The sequence below is a fragment of the Cohnella soli genome (assembly GCF_042655525.1).
In the GTDB taxonomy this organism is placed as follows: Bacteria; Bacillota; Bacilli; order Paenibacillales; family Paenibacillaceae; genus Cohnella; species Cohnella soli.
In genome coordinates this window covers 68,691-87,327 of the sequence record NZ_JBHSMI010000023.1, presented here as the reverse complement: position 1 = coordinate 87,327, position 18,637 = coordinate 68,691, and the positions used below count along the sequence as shown (strand labels likewise).

Here is an 18,637-nt window from a genome sequence, read left to right as displayed (position 1 = left end):
CAATCGTTCCTCCTCATCGTCTATCAAACTGTGAATTCCCCGTACCGGATCAGACAGCCGAACTGCTCGCCCGAAGCCACGTACAGCCGATCCCCTTCAGCCTCGTAGAGCAAACAAGATATCTCGTGTATGCTCGCCCATTCCGAATCGATGTGCTCCAAACTTCTCGTTTCCTTGACGACCCGCGGTCTGCCGAGATCTTGCAATCCCGCATTCCGGGAGTACAGGATGACGTGCCCGGCATCTCTTTCCCCGCCGTAGATGCCCGCTACCCGGTCTCCCGAAATACGAATTAACCCTCTCAGCTCTCCCGTCGCATACAATCTGCCGTAGCCAACCGTGCAGGACCTGTCTGAAGACATCGTGAACAAGACGCCGTCATAGGTACCGAATACATACGTGCCGTCGTCCAGTCTGGCCGAAGTCGTCATCGTCGCGCGGAAAGCTCGTCCCTTGATCGATGCGGCCCTGACACCGAGCGGTGTCGCCCGCTTCTCGGATATCCGGTACGATAATATTTCGTCCGCCCATCCGGAGAGTAGCAGTTCGTCTTTATCGACGATCGCAACGTGACCGTACGCTTCTTGAAGTTTGACGTTCGCAAGCCGTTCAGTCTTCGAGTCGTTCAGACCGAACACGAATAATTGACCTTCCGCATCGCTGAGCAGCAGCTTGTCCTTCCGCAGCTTGCCTTGAATTCGGCTATAGCGTTCATCTCCCAACACGAGGCTGCTTGAGATCGTCATCGAGAGCAGGTTTACGCGCAGCAACCGAAGATCGGACGTTAATACGAGAATTTCATCGTCTTCGCCGTCCAAGCAAGACACAGCCGCCCCGCCCGCATACAACTCATCGAAACGGAGAGGAGCAATGCAGGTGAAGTCGAGCTGGACGATGCAGACGCTCTCGCTTCCCGTCACGCCGTAGACGAGCCCGTCGGAGCCTTTAACCAAATGCACGAAAGGGGTATGTTTCCATGGAACGAACTGATGCAGCGGAAACGTGCGGATCACGTTCGCTTCGATGTGCATATCGTAGGCCCGGTTTTCGACCATGTGCATGTTAGGCAACTGCTGCGGCTTGATCAGAGCAAGCGGAGCGTCTTCACCCGGAGGCTGCAATCGTTTCGTATCTACGGTCAGAATATACGGAGAATACTCGCCGCACACTTCCACCATGTGAAGCAGCCCGCGATTGTCGAACTCCATCTCGCAAATGTAATAAGCCTGCTTGCCGCCAGGCGAGATCAACCCGAGATTTTCCGGCTCTCCCCCGTTCAAAATATCCCACCGTACCAAACGCATCAGTTCCGCGTCGTGGTGAGACTCCAGCGCGTAATACAGCACGAAATTGTCATCCGCCGCCACGCCGCCGATCGTATGCGTTAAATATTTCGCCTGAGGCTGCCGCGGTCTGAGATGCACGAAACCGTGCCGCGTCACTTCAAGGGTCTCGGGATCGATCTCGATGACGTCCCCGTCGATGTTGGAGATGAACAACAGCGTGTTTCGAGGCGTGTTAAGCGCGAAAATCATCATCCTTCTGTAACGGGTGCCGTATTCGGATTGGAAGCTGATCTTCAGATCCTCGATGCGCTCCGTCTCCGGATCGAACCGCCACAGCTCGCCGGTGTAAGCGCCGCCATAAATTCGTCCACGAGCGTCCTTGATCAGTCTGCACGACGCGAATTCGCTGATTTTGCCGTAATCTTTCACTTCGTTCGTGAGCAGATCAAGCCGGTAGAAATGACCGCGCATAAAGCCTAAGAAGTAGTAATAACGCGGATCGTCTCCCAGAATGCCCCCGTAGATGCTTTCCCTCGGCACGGGAGTACCGAGCACGCGCACGTCGTTCGTATCCGGATCGACGATCATGACGATCGATCCCGCATACCCTTCCCAGACGTGCTCGTAATGTTGTTCATACAGCCATCTCGGGTGGTTCGGCGCCGGCGCCGTATTGTGAGTCGCCATAATCAGCTTGCCGTCGGGCAGAAAATCGATCGAGGTATGGATTTTGCTGGGCGGCATTTGGGCCGGATCGACGATCCACGCCTTGGCGACATCGAGGATTTCCCTGACTTCCCCCGTCTCCGGAACGTATTCGCAGAGCAAAGAAGACACCGGGTCATCCCCTTCTCCGCATACCGATACGAAAAATCGGCCTTCCTTGGAACGTCGGAAATCCCAGGCCGCATTATGTCCCCTTTCGTTCGGCAACTGCGTAAATCTCGTCAGCTCGTCGGGGATGCCAGCCAGCAAATGATGCGCCATTCGTCATAAACCTCCGTCTATACGGGAGGATTCCGTCTCGCAACGGAACCCTCTCTTCGTGATGTTCTGATCTCGTTATTGCTTCGTCGCGCGGAACGCCTTGTATTGCTTCTGTACTTCAGCGAAGTACTCGTTCCATCCCGCGGCTTCCATTTCCGCTTTCGCTTTCTTGAAACCTTTGTCGTAGCTGATGACGCCCGCGAGAATCGGCTTGATTCGTTCATCGAACACAGCGTCCAGCTTCACCTTCTGCACTTTAACCGGCTCCAAAACGAGCGAGAACCCGAACATTTTCGACGCGACCGCGCCTTCATCCCACGACTTGTTGATCGCGATAAAATCGTCCGGCAACGTCGATTCATATACCGGGTAGTTCACGTTAAAGAGCGCCCATTGGAACATCAACTCGTCCTTGTTGATCTTCTCGACTTTGTCGTTCACGATTTTGTAGTCTTTGTCCTGAATGCCGTACACGAAGAACAGGAAGTTCTCGCGATCCTTCTGCATCAGGTTGAGCAGCATGGCTACGCGGTCTGCGTTCTTGGAGTAAGCCGGCACCATCACCGCCGTGCTTGCGTAGCCGGTTTTGATTTTCGGCTTCTCCGGTGCGAACATAACCTCGTAAAGCTCGGCGTTCGGCACGTTTTCCTTCAGCTGCGGCAGCACTTCGATGAGGTTATTGCCGCCGCTGCGCCCTTGCATCCACATGTATTTGCCGGACGTGAACAAGTCTTTCGTAGCTGCTTTGTTTGTCAAAATATCTTTGGAGATCAAGTTGTTCTCGTACATCTTGCGGAAGAAATCCGCTTGGGCTTTGAATTCCGGACTGTCTACGAAAGACACGAGGTTGCCCTCTGCGGAGTTCTCGTCCGTCAGAAAATACTTCGACACTTCATCCCACGTGTAATTCTGATCGGACAAGCCGCGAATGTACGGTTGCACGAAAGACGGCGTGTTCGGCGTCGCGTACATGTCCGGGTGTTTCGCTTTCACAAGCGTTGCGAAATTATACAGTTCGTCGATCGTCGAGATGCTCTTGACGCCGACTTCGTCCATCAGGTCTTTGCGGACGCTAATCGAATAGCTGTTGGCGGACAACGGAGAGTATCCCATCGGAATGGCATACAGCTTGCCGCCGATCGTAAATTGTTCGAAGTGTTCCGGCGTCAAGTTTTTCTTGAGATCGGCCATGTACGGCTCCACGAGATCCGTGAGATCGTATGCGACTTTCTTCTGAACGAGTTGATTCAACCAAGTCGGATCGGTAAAAGTAAAGTCGAAATCCTGGCCGGATGCGAGCATCAGATCGATTTGCTGACCGGAGCCGTAAGCAGACCAAGGCACGTACTGGATTTCGAGCTCCGTGTTGATTTCTTCTTTCAGCTTCACGTTGATATCCGCGAGAAACTCTTTCATCCGCGCGGATTCGTCGCCGAGCGACAGCATTTTGATTTTCTTGAATTCCGCCGGTCTCCCCGGATGGGCCTCGGATGAGCTACCTGACGGCTCCGCGGTCGACGCCGAAGCGGATGATGAAGAAGCCGGAGGAGAATCGCTGGCCGTACCGTTTTCTTTGTTGGACGAGCAGCCGGCGATCAGAAGCATAACAACCCCGATCATTAAAGCCATGTTTACAAAACGTTTCACAGTAATGCCTCCCTGTTTTCTTTGTCGATTAGCGGCAAGGCGTCATTCTATATTGTAAAGGCATGCGGTTCGACAAAGGGGAGCGATTTTCTGGCGCCTTTCGAAAAGGCCCGCCCTTAGCGTGTTCGCCGCCTAACAACCTACGTTATAGCTGGTTAACCCTTCACGGCGCCGACGACGACGCCCTTAACGAAAAAGCGCTGCATGAACGGATAGAGCACGATGATCGGCCCGATCGTAATCGTAGTTAAAGCCATCTTTGTCGTCTCCAGCGGAGCCTTTACCGAATTCCCCATCGCGGTTCCCCCGTGACTGTTCAGGAAATCGAGATTGGCGAGAACGGTGTATAAGTAGAACTGCAAAGGGTAAATCTTCGGTTCCGTGATGAACATAAGCGCCAGATAGAAATCATTCCAGTACGTCAGCGCATAAAACAACCCGATCGTAATGATCCCGACTCTGGCAATCGGGAAGTACACGCGAAAGAGTATCGTCATATGACCGGCTCCATCGATCTTCGCCGCTTCCGCCATTTCCGCCGGCACGGCGTTAAAGAAATTGCGGAGCAAGAAGAAGTAGAACAAATTGATCGTCATCGGAACAATCAACGCGGAAATATTGTTCATCAGGTGATAATACTTCGTCAGCAAAATGTACCACGGCAAAATCCCGGCGCTGAACACCATCGGAATATAGGCCAAGAAGCTGAACAGGTTGCTGAACCGGAAACCCCTGACCGATGCGACGTACGCGTAAGTCGAAGTCGCGAAGACGCTGAGCGCCGTCCCCATGACGGTCACGAACAAAGTAACCGAGTAGCCTCGCAATAGCTTGTTGCCCAGACTATTGAAAACGTAAGAGTAAGCATCCAGACTGAACGCCTTCGGAATGAGCGCATACCCGTACGTCATGACGTTGTTTTCTTTGGAGAACGACACGGCAAGCACGAGCAGAAGCGGATAAATGCAGAAGGCTACGAATAGCAGGATTAACGCGTACATGATCCCTAATGAGATTTTGTCTGACAGACTCGTCCTCAAACGAAGTCCCTCCTTTCTCGAAGCGGCTTAGAAGAGCTTGTATTCCTTGTCGAAGCGTCCCGACACGTAGTTAAACACGTACACGAGAATGAATCCGAAAATCGATTGATAGAGTCCGACTGCGGATGCCATGGCGAATTCGCCGTTTTTGATCACCGTGCGGTAGACAAACGTATCGATAATGTCCGTCGTCGGAAACAGCATCGGATTCAAATTCGTCAAACCCATCATCATCGTCAGATCGCCGTAAAAGATTCTGCCGATCGCGAGCAGCGTCAAGATGATGACGGTCGGCTTCAGCAACGGAATCGAAATGCGCCACATCATCTGCAAGCGCGAGGCTCCGTCAATGGAGGCCGATTCGTAATACGATTGATCGAGGTTCGTCAGTACCGCGAAATAAATAATCGAATTGTAGCCGGCGAATTTCCAGACGTTAGCGACGGTCAAGATGGCCGGCCAGTAACTCGCTTCCGTGAAAAAGTCGATTTTCTCGAAGCCCAGCCACGCGATCAACTGTTCCAGCGTCCCTTTGTCGAAGTCGATGACGGTGAGCAGCAAGCCGCCCGCAACCGCCCATGAGATGAAATAAGGGAAGAACGAGATGGATTGCGTAATCATCAGAAATTTTTTGCGGCGGATTTCGTTAAACATAATCGCAAGCGCAACGGAAACGATCGTGCCGAATACGATATACATGCCGTTCAGAATGACCGTGTTCTGGGTCGCTCTCCACGCCTTATCGAAGCTGGAGAAGAAAAACCGGAAGTTGTCCAGTCCCACCCACGGACTTCCGAAGATGCCGTCGATAAAGTTGTAATTTTTGAAAACAATGATCAGCCCGCCCAAAGGAAGGTAGCAGAAGAGCAATAGGTAGATCAGTCCCGGCAGCGCGAGAACGTATAACATTCCGTTGCCGCCAATGCGATTTTTCTTGTTTGTTACGGTTAAAGATTCCGATTGCATCGGTCATGCCTCCTGCGGATTAATGAGAGCGTTTGCATCCCCATCTAACCATCCGCGCAGCTGCTGCGGCAATCCGACATTTTTGAAATCCCCTTGAAATATCCGCAATTCCCGGTATCAATAATTCGCAATCCTAACAAAAACCGCAATTCGCAGGCATCGGAATGCTTGCGGCTCGCGGTTTCTCAGCTCATTCGTTTCTATTCCATCTCAAGACTGTTCGCTCTGTACTTGGAAGGGGTAATGCCATATTTCTTCTTAAAGGCGGCGGCGAAATAAGACGCGTTGTTATACCCGACTTTCGATCCGATTTCGAGAATTTCCACGTTCGGATGCGCAAGCAACATCTCTTTGGCCTTTTCCAACCGCATATGCGCGATATATTCCGGGAACGTCGCATTCGTATATTCTTTGAAAATCTTGCTGAAGTAGGACGGCGTGATCGCCAGCTTATCTGCCAGTTCATTCGCCGACAAGTCAGGGTCGTTATAGTGATCCGCCAAGTAGTGGATCGCTTTGGATACGATCGCGCTTACGTTTGACCCGTTCAGATCGGATAAAATCAAGGACGCGTCCTCGTACAGCGCTTTGAATTGATGGCGAATGTCGGCAAAATCTTCGAACCGTTCGAACTGCACGTAGATCGCATGGTAGTCAGGCTCCTTGTCCGTCGCTCCTTTCCCTCCGATCTCGCGAGGAATTCGGGCGATCGCGATGGCCAGCTCCGTACAAACTTTCATGATGCCCTCGTACGGAAAACGGACGCAGACAGCGAACAATCGATCCAATGCCTTGTCGAAATCGGATGCAGACATTTTCTTCACTGCTTCAATCGCAGCCATATAACAAGCTGCCAGTTCATCGTTTTTGGTTTCCGTGCGGATCGTTTCCCCGTCGATCACGGAACGTCTGCCGAATATTAAACGGTAATTGGTGAATTGAAACGCTTCTTTATATAGTTGCGTCATTCGGGCCGAATCGTTGCATACGGAGCTGATCCCTGCCGCGATCTCGAGGCCAAGCACTTGGAAAATGGTTTCGCAGGCGCCTTCCACGCTCGCTTGCAAGGCAATATCGCCCAATTTCTTATCTCCGTCCGTTACGATCAGTACGGCATGTTCGTTGTTGATCGGATACGCATACGAAGTCGCTTGGACGCTTAACCCTTCTGACGCGAGCTCGCCGACCGAACGCAATTGGTATTCGATCGCCTGCAGCGTGTTATGCTCTTCGAATGGTTTGAAATTGCTGATCCGCAGCACGACGATCGCATAATCCTGGCCGATCAACGTTTGAAGCTTCATTTTACGCAAAATTTCTTCGACTTCATCGGGTTTGATCGCGTTCCTTGATAGATTAAACAGATCGATCGCCGCTTTGTTCTCGATATGCTTGTCATAGTTGTTCATATTCTCGATGATTTTCGCCGTCGCGTTCGCCATCGCTTGCAGTTCGTCCGTCGGCGCGGACACTTGAGGCACGTCGGCGAATAATCCGCGAATATTGCTGAAGATCGTATTGATCGGACGGTAAATCCGATAAGACAAATATAAAGAAGCGACGAGAACGAACAACAGCACAAGCAAACAATAGCGCAGCGTCGTATTGCGGGCTTCCGTCAGTTTGGCGACGCTTAACCCGTATTCGATTTTATGGACGATGTAGTAATTGCCTTTGGGCGAGTACATATAACCGACGTTGTACTTCTTGCCTTTATCGTTCATCGTGAAATAATCGGAATCCGCTTCGCTATTCAATATTTTCCGTATATAAGTTTTCGAGGACGCATCCGAATCGAATTGATCCATGTCATTGTGCAAGATGACCGTTCCGTCCTTGTTCAGAACAAACATTTCTTGATCGTCGCCGAATGCATTCGGGAAAATGGAGCGGTGAATCATGTCCATGTCCACATTGCCGATGGCAACGCTTTCATATCCGTCGGATTTGTTCGACTTCTCGCCGATGAAGATCGATAGCAGGTGGGTCGCTTCGCCCGAATTCGCTCGGTATGTCCACGGTATCGGTTTGCCGGGTCTTTCGCTTCGTACGATTTGCTTTAAACTCGGCTCGTGCTCCTCGGGAATCCCTTTGTTGGACGCTTTGTACAAAATATCCGATTCGCGGAGGATGTAGATGGAATTCAGGAACGAGTATGTCGATAACGTGCTCAGCGTATTGTTAACGGTCGCAATCATCGTATCGTTCCATTCGCCGCTATTCTCGTAAATGAGTCTTTTAACCGAAGGGTTTTTGTACGTGTTAATAATCGTGTTCTCCGTCGTATCGATCGTGTTGGATAACATCGTGCCGACATTCGTCAGCATCATCCGGTCGGAAGCCTCGATATCCTGGATCGTATTGTCCCTGAATACGTAGAAAATCGCCATGGAAATGACCATGACGGCAATGGCGGATAAACCGAGGATCGTAAGCCATAATTTCACGAGGACGATGTTTCGTTTTACCGAGGGGATATATTTGTAGGCCATGACATCATCTCTCTCCTCTAGGCGCGTAGGCATGCAAATGTTAACCCTAATCTATCCGTTATTCACCCCGATTGACAATACAATAAATCTGTCATCCTGTTGAATTATTGTAATGTCACCTTACTGTAAAGGCAAACAAGGCGGAAGGAACCTTCCGCCTTGGGGTACTGTCTCTATTCGGTTGCGTTACATCTGAAAACGGCTGATGCCTTGTCCAGGTTGCTCGCCAGCTTTAGAAGAGTCAACGTTTCGCCTGTCAGTCGCCGGACTTGATCGCCTTCAGACGCTTCAACACCTCGTTGCCGCTACGGCCGAAATAATCGTGAAGCCCCGTGTATTCGCGACATGCGTCGCCGCTTCCTCCCCCGTTTCGATGTCGACGAGCAGCGCTCTTCCCGACTCTGTTCCGTAATCGACGCCGATCGCGTACTTTTTGCTCAACCTTCTCAACCTCCGAACACCTTTCTAACCGCCTCCAGATAGCCGTAGCCGTTAAGGTCGTCAGGCTGGAGATAGCTCGTTTCCGTCCACTCGTTCCAGCTGTTGATTGTAATCAGCGGAGCTTGAACGGGATGGGCGTCGGCGTATTGCCGGGCTTGCTCGAACGCCTTACGTACGTTATCCGGAGTATTGTTCTTCACGATTCCAGGCCGAAATTCCTTGAAACGGGGGTTGTTATCCCAGCCTAGCGAAATATGCGGAAAATAGGGAATGTCGTACGTCTGCTCGATACGCGCCCACTCCCGAACGACATCTTGCATGATTTCGTTGTAGTCGCGGTCGATCTCGGCAAAATGAGCGAACTGATAATGCGTCACGCTCTCGAAACCGAGCAACCGGGCGATCTCGCCGGAAGTCACGGTCGCTTCCCCATCTACGCCGCTTAGATTGAAATTCATCTCTCCCCACATCGTCATCTGCAGATGAAGTCCGGGCAAGCCGGCCGCGACCGCCTGCGCTCTGAACCAGTCGAAAGCTTTCTTGGTCCCATCCGCGCCGCCCAGCCCTTTCATCAGATTGTTCAAATCGTAGATCATAAAGACCGGTTTGCCGTCAATCGCGTAGTAAGAGGGGTGCTTGAAATATTTCTCGATCAGTCTGAGGGCAATCCGTTCGAATTCGGAGCGATCGACTGAAGCGTCCCAGACAAGCGCGTCTTCGAGATGGGAATTACGGATGTCCCACGTATAGTTGACATTGTGGTTGGCCCACATCAAATAAAATTTGACCCTGTCATTGTTCCTCGCTTTCAAATATCCGTCGTTCAGGCAATTTTCCAGAAACGGATGCTTGTCATACCAATACCAGTCGTAAATAAAAACATTCACGCCATGATCCGCCGCGGCATTGATCTGCATCTCCATCACGTACGGGTCCGCTTCGTTGACATAACCCCATAGCGGTTTCCTCGGCCAATCGTGCCCGGGAAATTTCTTGACCGCGTTCTTTACGGACTGCCACTCGCCGAACCCTTCAGGCCAGAAGATTCTTGATCTCGTATCGTCGCCGGAATATGCCGGCCATACATAGGCAGCGACGTCATATTTTTGTCCCATTGCGTCGTTCCCTTCTTCATTCTTACCTCTACGGATAAAGACTGATCATCGGATCCCAGACGGTCGAATCGAAATATTTGGTGCCGTTTTTGTTGACGATGAAGTAGATCGCGTCGCCCGCCGTTACCGTCGTGTGCACGTTATGGCTGACGCCGGTTGTCGTATCGCTGCCCGCGATACTCTGCGGCCCCCATATCGTCGTACCGTTTTTCTTGATCGTGACGATAACGCCGTCCCCGCCGGTTTGATACATCTTGACCGTACCGGTGACGTCGATCGACCCGCCAGATGGCGCCACCCACTTGCGTACGGAATCGTTCGCATCCGGATGCTGGAAACCAGCTCCGACCAGCAGATCCGGCCCGCTTCCTTGCCAAGTTGACGACACGGTGTTGTAAGTCGCTAGATTGCTATAGGCGCTTCCGTTCCATTCCTGGTAGTACCAGCCTCCGTTTCCTTGCGTAGAGGAGAATCCGGACGACGCGGATTGGAAGGATCCATAGGCAATAACCGGATTCCAGTAGGTTCCGTCGAAGTAGTTGTTGCCGTTCTTGTTGACGATGAAGAAGAGCGCCTGCCCCCTCTTCACTTCCACGATCAGATCGTGGTTGATGCCGGCCGTATCGTTGCCTCCCAGCGTGTAGGGTCCCCACAGATCCCCGTTCGTGTAAGGGGATTCCGTCGGACCTTTAATGCGCGCCACGATGCCGTCGCCGCCCTGTCCCGACTGGCTCAGCGACACGGTGCCGCTGACCCGGACGGTGCCGTCCTTCGGCGCGATCCATTTGATGACCGGATTGTACGCGTCGTCGGGATGGACCCAACCCGCGGCAACCATCGGATAAGTACCGTTGCCTTTCCACCTGCCGTTCGCCGCGTCCCAGAACAGATTCGTTAAGTAGTTGTATCCGGGGAACGGCGCGTATTGCTGCTGATAAGCCCATTGGTTCCCGCCCTGCGACGAGCTAAAGCCGGTCGAGAATTCATATCGGTCCGCAATCGCAGGCGGAGTGGGCGCCGTTGGACCTCCCGCAAGAAGGGTCGACGTCGCGTAAGCGGAGACATTGCCATCGCCGTCAACGCTTCTGATCCGATAAGTATCGCCGGAAGCGCCGTTCTCCAGGAAGTAAAACGTGCCTTGCGACACTTTGTCGATGGCGACGCCGTTGCGTTCGATTTCGTAGTAGGACAGGAATCGGTTGTCGCTTCCCGCGCTCCAGTTCAATTCGACGCCGTAATGCCCCATGTATTGTGCTTTCTTAACCGTGACTCCGCTTGGCGCGGACGGATTCGTCGTATCCGTTCCCGCTCCCGGATAATCCGTCATGTTGAAAAATACCGTCTCACCCGGCTTCAGGCTCGTCAAAGCTACGCCGTTCGCCTTCCAATAAGCGCCTGTGCGGGTTTGCGACGTGCAGCTGCCTTTCGGGCAGCTGAGCGTATAGTTCGTTGCATCCAGCAAGCCTTTCGGATAGACCGTCACGTTCGTGTTGAAGTACGGCGCATAACCGCTAAACATGATCATCGCTTTCGTCCGATCGGAATTCGTCGTTTGCATCAAGTACGTCGCGTCGCCGGACGCCATCGTCGGACGGAACACCTTGCTCCACCTGCCGTTTACGCCCTGCGACCCGATATAGCGCTGCATTTCCACGAATTTGCGGTACTTTTCCTTCGCAGCCGCGCTTTTCGGCACCAACGTGGTGAAGTCCGCGTCAATGTCAGGCTCAGAATAGAAGCTATGGCCGAGCTTCGACAAAGGCAGCTTGAGCGATTGATAATAACCCGCGTAGTGATAGGCAAGCCCGTCCGTCAACTGCTGGGCGTCGACATATCGCACCGCTTCCATCGACAGAATTTCCCCGCCGGACGCGCAACCATGAATCGTCGCCAGCGGATTGGCGTCCTTGAACTCCTTCAACAAACGGAAGAAGTTCTCGGACTGCTTCAGCATGTCGTTGTCGCTGCCGCCGGACTTCCAAGCGGGAGCCCCGTCGTACCGCCAGTCGTAAGCTCCCCATTCCACCTGTTTCGAGGAAGCTTTGGCGAGAATCCATTGGTAAGCATTCTCGTTCGCCAAATTCAGATGCAAACCGTAGAAGGTCACCGTGTCGCCGCTTACCAGCCAATCGGCATGGTTATTCACCACATCCGAGCCATAATCGGCATGCCAGAAAGGAGACCAAACCCGCATTTTCATGCCGCTTTTCTGCACGTATGCGTTCAGTTCGGCGAAGCTCTCGCCCGCCAGCGCCGCGTTCCAGTCTCCTTTACGGTCATACCAGTTGTCGTCCACATGCACGACCGATCCGCCGGCATAACGCGCATAGTTAGTCGCCTCGTATGCGCTCGGCATTTGCGGACTGATCCGGTTCTGCCAAGCACCCCCGCCTGATCCGCGGGTATAATCCCACAAATAGCGATAGGTGTAATCCAGAATGGCGTTCCCCATATCGTCCAGATCCCCGCTGAATACGCCGATGATGCTTTTGGGCCCCGTGATCGATGCGTTGTTCGCTACCGCGTAGTCGGTCATGCTGGCATAGCCGCTCAGGTTGATCGGAGTTCCGCTCTCGCTGACTTGCGTCAGCCAATGGCCGTTATAATCGAACGACAGCCAGATTCCCTCGGACAAGGAGTGGTTACGAAGAACGAAAAGCGAGTCGTATACCGAAGTGCCCTGCTCGTAGGTGCCGATCGCGTTCTGGTTGTGCCCGTCCACCGTGATCACTTCGGGCGCATCGTAGGAATCGAACGTGCGATTATAACTTCCCGTCATGGATACCGTCTTCAGAATGCCCGAGCCGGTGAAATTGCCGCCCCCGGTCATATACTGCAGGTCGATGCTTGCCCTGTCGTTCTGCATCAGCCGCTGCTTGAACATATATGGCGAAGAGAAGTTCTGCGCGCTGCCCGATACGTTCTGGAATTCCGACCATTCGCGGATGGCGCCTGTAGACGGGAAAACGATATAATAGCGATTCACCTTTACGACGCTGTTATGAAAAGTAATTTTCAGCTGCAGCTCTCCCTGGGACAGCGTCGACACGGCATGCGTATCGTAAACCCAGCCGGCGGAGGAGCCGTTGTACGTCGTGCTTCCGATCTTGACTTGGAATTCGTCGGAATTTTGCGTTCCCTGCACATACTCGCGGTTCGTCAGCTTGTTTTTGAAGCTCGTTTGCATGAATTGGCTTGTCCCGGTGAACCTCACTTTCTTTTCCACGGCTGCGGTTCCCATCGTCCAAGTGGCTGTACCGGCATCGTAGTTCACATAAGCGTCTCCCGATGTGTCGGCGTAAGCGGATTTCGCATTCGATAAGATCAGGAAAAGCACAAGCGGCAATGTCAGCAACAGGGCAACAGCCCATCTGCTCTTGAAACCTTTGCTCCAGGTTATCAACATCATCCATCACGCTCCCGATTTTTTTCAATCCCATACCATGCGGTCGATCGGGATTTCTCCCGACGCGCACGCGACGAACGGCTTTCCGTCCTTCACCCCTGCCGTACCGTATCCGGTCTCCGTCGACAGAAAACCGGCGAAATCGCGATCGGCCGCGGCACGCTTCACGTACAGCGTCTTGTCGACCGCGTCGTAGCGAATGCCGCCGTACGCCCACAACAGCGCATAGGCAGACAGCGATCGGCCGTACCATTCCCCGCATTCGTATTCGGAGAACGGATTGCGCACGCGGCCGTCGAATCTGGCCCGGCAAGCCTTAACGATGGACAGCCCTTCCTGCTCGTAGCCCAGGTAGATCAGATGGGAAGCGACCTGATACTCGATGCCCGGCCATACTTCCCTGCTGTATTGCAGCGGCAGCGTCGGCTCTCCGCCCCGCGGCCAGGTGCAAAGCAGCAGGCCGCTCTCCCGGCCGAGCGCGAAGCCCGGGCGCTGCGGATTGGCATGCTCCGACAAGTCGGCCTTGAAATTGTAGCGGTATACGCTGAGCAAATGGCTCGCAACCTTGGCCGGATCAAGAATGTCGCCAAGCCCGCACGTCGCGGCCAGCCAGCAGCCGAACACGCCGTCCGCGAGACAGCCGGTCCCATATTGATATTTGGGCCCCTCTTGCAGGAACAAAGCATATGCTTCCTCGGAATAGTCCACGTTGTTCGCCTTGTGCCCGGCCGTCGGTTTCTCCGCGTCCAGGTCTTTCCAACGCACCCGCTGCTCGAAATATTCCCCGTTGAACAGCACCGATTCCGTATAAGCTCTGCCCTTGGCGTACAAACTCTCGTATTCCGCTTCCGATTCTCCTGCCGCTTCCGCCATCTTCGCCGCCGCCTTCAACGCCCCCAAATAAAGCGAAGCGCTCATGCCGTTCGGCCCCCATAGCTCGATATCGTACGTGTTATGATGCGGCTCCTCCGGCACGCCGGCCCGCCGGGGATCCCACGTTGCAATGGCATATTGCAGGCTCATCTTCGCTTTCGGCCATAGCGAGAGCATCCATTCGGTGTTGCCTCCGATCCTCCATTCCCGGTACAGCTTCATGATGCCGCCCAGCTGTCCGTCGGCCGCCGCCTGCTCCAGATGGGCCGATGGCGCGATCGGAAGCGGCACGCGAAAGCTTTGATGCCCTTCTTCGTTCTGGCCTTCCGTAAATTCGGTACGGCGAATGTCGCGTTCCAGCCCGGGAAACAGGTGCGCCAGCGCTTGCGCATAGTTCCAGACATGCGTGCAGGTGCCGTAGCAGCTCCCCTCCTCGTCGAAGCAGCCTTCCCACGCCCAAAGCCGGCCGTCATGCTGTCGCAGAATGGTCGGCGACTTCAGAATCGGCAAGTTGGCGGAGACCGCTTCCATCACTTCCGCGGGAAAGCTTGAGGCATGCAGCGCGTCCGAGAACTTCGCCGATTGCGACCGCAACCGATCATACTCGTTCTGCCAGTGCCGCTCCAACTCCGCGCCGTCCGCGAACGCCGAAGCGTACCATGGCTTGTAGAAACCTTGGGACGCCTCGGGCTCGGCGAAAAATCCATGCCGCTGGTCCGAATCCGGCACGAACCAACTGAGCCGTAGCCGCACGGTCGCGCTCTCGCCCGGTTGCAGCGACAGCGGGACGTACAAGCTGGCGCCCGGCCCTCCTTGTCCGACATCTTGCGGCAATCCGCCGAAGGTTGCTCTCTCGATTTTCCGCCAGAGCATCGTCAGCGTGTCGAACCAATAATCGCCTTGGAACCACGCCGTATCCGTCACCGCTCCGGGATGATCGGTCGCGGCCCGGAATTCCCCTGCCGTCCAAGGCTCGTCGGGCGTACCTGTTTGGGAAAGCACGAAACCGCCATCCATACGATCAACGGATGCCCCTCCCTTCCCGCAAGCCATGAAGTTCCGGGCGTGAAAGGAATAGACGAGCTCGATCGGCTCATTCGTCTCATTATGGAACCGGTATTCCAGCCCCGCCGCAGGCAGCGAGGAGTCGTCGGCCTGGCCGGGAACGAATGGGCTCCAGCCCGTCAATTCGACCGTTACCGGAAGGCCGGGATGAGTCATGCGCACTTCCGCAAAAGGAAAACGGGCCGCGAACGAACTCTCGGCCATCCTCGGAAGCCCGTAATTCCGGCCGTTCTGTCCGCCCGCGGCCCCGCCGTGCGGACCGTGCCGCAGATCGTATACCGCTCGCGTCGGAACCGGCCCTTCGAGCACTTTCGCTACCGGATTCTCGCCGCAGATCGTGATTGCCGAGAACGTCACCGGTCTGTTGCGCAAATCCGGCTTGTGGCGGAGGGAGAAGTGGGACAGCGCTCCCGTACCTTCCAGAGCGATCATCCCGGCTCCTAGTCCGCCAAGCGGGTAAGCAATTCTAGCATTCGTTTCTTCACCGTAAACTTTCCCTTCGTATGCCAAACCCGCTTTCACCTCGATTCCTGAATAACGCCGATAAAAGCCAGCTTGAACCGCGTTCCCGTGCAACCCGGTCCGTCGCCGTGCACGACTTCCAGATCCGCCCGGTGTTGGCCCGGCGGTAGATCGCGCGCCACAAGGGCCAGATGGAACATGCCTTCGTCCGGGCACCAGTCCTGTCGATCGAAGACGTAAACGGCCGGCTCTCCTCCGTCGATCCGATAGCGGAACCCTGCGGAGCGCTTGCCGAAATCGAAGGCGAGCGCGAGCCCCGTTCCCTCGAACGGGAAGCTTAACCTCGCTCCGACCGCGGACGTCGCCAGCATCTGATCGATCCAGACGATTCGGCTGCTCCGCCGAATCGTCCATGGCCCTTCCGTCGCAACCTGCGCGAACGGCAGCTGCGAGACGCTGCCCCAATGCGCGGCGTTTATCGGCTCGGGCAGCGCCTTTCCATCCTCGATCCGTTCATCCGCTGCGGCAGGACGACCGCTCCCTTCCTCCCGCAGCTCTTTCTCCAGAAAAGCAATGACCGACTGCGCGTAGCTGAGGCTCCCCCGATGAGTCGGATGCAAGCCGTCGGGCAGCCATTCGTCCCAATCCATCCGGCCAAGGCGCACTTCCTCGAAGGCATACAACCCCACCCAAACGGAACCGATGCCATAATGCTCGGCCAGCAATTCCAGCTCCGCGACCGAATCCGGCACCCCGCCTTCGGCCATCTCCTGATACATCGCCTGCAAGAAGGTATAGACGAGCACGACATCCGCTTCGCCCCATGCCAGCAATTGACGGAGCAGACCTTCGCGCGACCGCTTTCGGTTTTCCTTGTCGCCGTAATAGTCGTTAACGGCGTATTCCACGAATACGAGATCGCAGTCGCGGTCGATGATGTCCCTCCGGGCGCGGAAGCAGCCCAGGTCGCTGCCCGTCGCGCCGATCGCGGCGTTCTCGACCGTGAAGCGCACGCCAGGATACGCTTCCGTCAGCCAAGCCAGCACTTTCTCCGGCCAGTTATGTCCCGGCGCCGCATCCGTGATGGAGCCGCCCAGGAAGCCGATCGTCACTGCTCCCGTTTCCAGCTTCCGCCTGAATTTCTCGAGCGGAGCGCGATGCCGCCAAATGTCTCCGTTCATGAGCGCCAAGCCTCCTCGGCATGTATGTTCAACGCATTCTCGGTTGTGATCGCGGGAACGGTCGATCCCGCCCCCGCTGTCGCTGCCGCTTCCGGCAAAATTCCTTCCACCGTATTGTTCCGGACGACAATGTCCGCCGCCGCTTGAACGTGAACGAGCGGGTAGTGCGGACGTACGAACCGGTTGTTCGCGATCGTGATGCCCGTAATCGGCCGCCCCCAATCCGCTGCCGGCGTCCCGGGCGGAATGCCGGTCGCGATATAGACCGATGCCATCTCGTTGTCGTCTTCCCCGATGAACGTATTGCCGGAGATCGTCAGATCCCGCGTGAGCGGCCCTTCCTCCCAATCCGGCTCATGCTGGACCGCGACGCCCCAGCCTTCGGCGTTCTCGAACGTGTTGCCCTCGATCGTGGCGTCCAAACTGCGGACGAGAATGCCGCGCCCCCGATGCCGGCCGAACTTGTTGCCGCGCACGACGAAACCCCGGCCGCAGGCCGACAGGTTGTAGACGTGATCGGAATCGTGCAGCCCGCTGCCCGCGACGACCGAGCCTTCAATCTCGCGGTCCAGCTCGATCTCCCAGGTTCCATCCGGTCGTTTCGCGGCATGCAGCACCTTCGCCTCGGCCCGGATGCGCCCCTCGCGCGGGCTGTAAATCTGCATGTCATCGCCGATCCTCGCCTCGAACAAGCTGCCGTGCACGACAAGGACGTTCTTGGCCGGAGCCTGACGAACCGTTCCCGCCCGCACATGAATGTTGATCGCGTCGTCGGCCATGCCGGAGAAGGAACAGTTCTCGATGACCAGCTTGCCGCGCGTATTCAGATTGTGGATGCCGTCGCCGTTGGCGGACAGGAGACGGTCCGAGCCGGGAAGCACCTCGACCCGTAAGCCGTTGATGTCCACGTCTCCGTTCTGCCCCCATATCGACGCCAGCGAAGGTCCGGCATAGACGGTAACGTCCCGGACGGCGGCTTTCCCGTTGCGCCAGAAGTTGATCGCGCTCTCCGAGTGCCTTCTCGCCATATGCGCGTACCGGTCACCCGGTTGCATGCGCGAGGCGATCAGCATCTCCGTGTTCGGCACCTTCACGCGCCATTCCCCGGCTCCGGCCCGTTCCCAGGTCAGATCCAGCAGCGGATACTGGCCGTAGCGCGGCTTCGCACCGCCCGCCCCGCGGACGACCAGTCCGAACCTCGCCTCTACCGTATGAAAATAGCTTTCGTCCAGTTCCCGATACCCCGCGTCGACGCGAAAGACAAACCAGCCTTCCGCCGCGTGGACTTCCATCACAGTGCCTTGCGTGTACGGCAGCGGATCGTAATCGACGGCCAGGCATTGCACCCGCACGTCTTCGCTGTCCGCGACCTCGATTCCACCGGCCAGCGGGTTGCCCGCGACGATCACCGTCTCATCGCCTTCGCCGGACAATATCAACTTGCGAGCGCCCTCAATCACTACGGCCGCCTCGTTGCCGGTGCCGCCCTCAATGCGATAGCGCCCCCGATCGAGTCTCACTTCCGCGTCTTCTCCGCACGCGATCGCCGCGGCGATGGCGGCGCGAATGCCCGGTCCCGCGTCGGTGACGCCGTCCGCGCGCGCGCCGAAGTCCGCCGCCCGAAACAAACGCGGGGCGGCTTCGTCCTTCCGCTCATTTTTTTCACGATGCTCCAT

11 protein-coding genes are annotated in these 18,637 nt (G+C 55.5%); all 11 read right to left on the bottom strand.

Annotated features, from left to right (window positions below; all coding sequences use genetic code 11):
* Nucleotides 1-23 precede the first annotated feature (23 nt).
* The 11 genes from ACFPOF_RS11100 to ACFPOF_RS11050 all read right to left on the bottom strand — a co-directional run bounded on the left by ACFPOF_RS11100 (nucleotide 24) and on the right by ACFPOF_RS11050 (nucleotide 18,637).
* Entirely contained in the window at nucleotides 24-2,273 is a 2,250-nt protein-coding gene (locus ACFPOF_RS11100) for a hypothetical protein (RefSeq protein ID WP_378132488.1), read from the bottom strand.
* A gap of 75 nt (nucleotides 2,274-2,348) precedes the next feature.
* The gene (locus tag ACFPOF_RS11095; protein WP_378132486.1) at nucleotides 2,349-3,920 is read right to left on the bottom strand and encodes an extracellular solute-binding protein; all 1,572 of its coding nucleotides are present in this window, start codon (nucleotides 3,918-3,920) and stop codon (nucleotides 2,349-2,351) included.
* A 155-nt stretch (nucleotides 3,921-4,075) separates the two neighbouring features.
* The gene (locus ACFPOF_RS11090; RefSeq protein ID WP_378132484.1) at nucleotides 4,076-4,960 is read right to left on the bottom strand and encodes a carbohydrate ABC transporter permease; all 885 of its coding nucleotides are present in this window, start codon (nucleotides 4,958-4,960) and stop codon (nucleotides 4,076-4,078) included.
* A gap of 27 nt (nucleotides 4,961-4,987) precedes the next feature.
* On the bottom strand, nucleotides 4,988-5,926 hold the full coding sequence (locus ACFPOF_RS11085; protein ID WP_378132482.1) for an ABC transporter permease: 939 nt from the start codon (nucleotides 5,924-5,926) through the stop codon (nucleotides 4,988-4,990).
* A 200-nt stretch (nucleotides 5,927-6,126) separates the two neighbouring features.
* Nucleotides 6,127-8,418, bottom strand: a complete 2,292-nt coding sequence (locus tag ACFPOF_RS11080; protein WP_378132481.1) for an AraC family transcriptional regulator — start codon at nucleotides 8,416-8,418, stop codon at nucleotides 6,127-6,129.
* 288 nt (nucleotides 8,419-8,706) lie between these two features.
* Nucleotides 8,707-8,859, bottom strand: coding sequence for a hypothetical protein (locus ACFPOF_RS11075; RefSeq protein WP_378133153.1), 153 nt, complete (start codon nucleotides 8,857-8,859; stop codon nucleotides 8,707-8,709).
* A 5-nt stretch (nucleotides 8,860-8,864) separates the two neighbouring features.
* The gene (locus ACFPOF_RS11070; RefSeq protein WP_378132479.1) at nucleotides 8,865-9,974 is read right to left on the bottom strand and encodes a glycosyltransferase WbsX family protein; all 1,110 of its coding nucleotides are present in this window, start codon (nucleotides 9,972-9,974) and stop codon (nucleotides 8,865-8,867) included.
* 28 nt (nucleotides 9,975-10,002) lie between these two features.
* Nucleotides 10,003-13,383, bottom strand: coding sequence for a hypothetical protein (locus ACFPOF_RS11065; protein ID WP_378132477.1), 3,381 nt, complete (start codon nucleotides 13,381-13,383; stop codon nucleotides 10,003-10,005).
* A gap of 21 nt (nucleotides 13,384-13,404) precedes the next feature.
* Nucleotides 13,405-15,828, bottom strand: a complete 2,424-nt coding sequence (locus tag ACFPOF_RS11060) for a GH116 family glycosyl hydrolase (protein WP_378132475.1) — start codon at nucleotides 15,826-15,828, stop codon at nucleotides 13,405-13,407.
* An 8-nt stretch (nucleotides 15,829-15,836) separates the two neighbouring features.
* Nucleotides 15,837-16,961 carry a GDSL-type esterase/lipase family protein gene (locus ACFPOF_RS11055; protein ID WP_378132473.1) on the bottom strand — a complete coding sequence of 375 codons (1,125 nt, stop codon included), beginning with the start codon at nucleotides 16,959-16,961 and terminating at the stop codon, nucleotides 15,837-15,839.
* Nucleotides 16,958-18,637 carry a right-handed parallel beta-helix repeat-containing protein gene (locus ACFPOF_RS11050; protein WP_378132472.1) on the bottom strand — a complete coding sequence of 560 codons (1,680 nt, stop codon included), beginning with the start codon at nucleotides 18,635-18,637 and terminating at the stop codon, nucleotides 16,958-16,960. Before ACFPOF_RS11050 ends, ACFPOF_RS11055 begins: the two co-directional genes overlap by 4 nt.

Coding starts and splice junctions, on each gene's coding strand:
- ACFPOF_RS11100 (WP_378132488.1), bottom strand. CDS start 2,273: ATGGCGCATCATTTGCTGGCTGGCATCCCCGACGAGCTGACGAGATTT.
- ACFPOF_RS11085 (WP_378132482.1), bottom strand. CDS start 5,926: ATGCAATCGGAATCTTTAACCGTAACAAACAAGAAAAATCGCATTGGC.
- ACFPOF_RS11080 (WP_378132481.1), bottom strand. CDS start 8,418: ATGGCCTACAAATATATCCCCTCGGTAAAACGAAACATCGTCCTCGTG.
- ACFPOF_RS11070 (WP_378132479.1), bottom strand. CDS start 9,974: ATGGGACAAAAATATGACGTCGCTGCCTATGTATGGCCGGCATATTCC.
- ACFPOF_RS11065 (WP_378132477.1), bottom strand. CDS start 13,383: ATGATGTTGATAACCTGGAGCAAAGGTTTCAAGAGCAGATGGGCTGTT.
- ACFPOF_RS11055 (WP_378132473.1), bottom strand. CDS start 16,961: ATGAACGGAGACATTTGGCGGCATCGCGCTCCGCTCGAGAAATTCAGG.
- ACFPOF_RS11050 (WP_378132472.1), bottom strand. CDS start 18,637: ATGGAGCATCGTGAAAAAAATGAGCGGAAGGACGAAGCCGCCCCGCGT.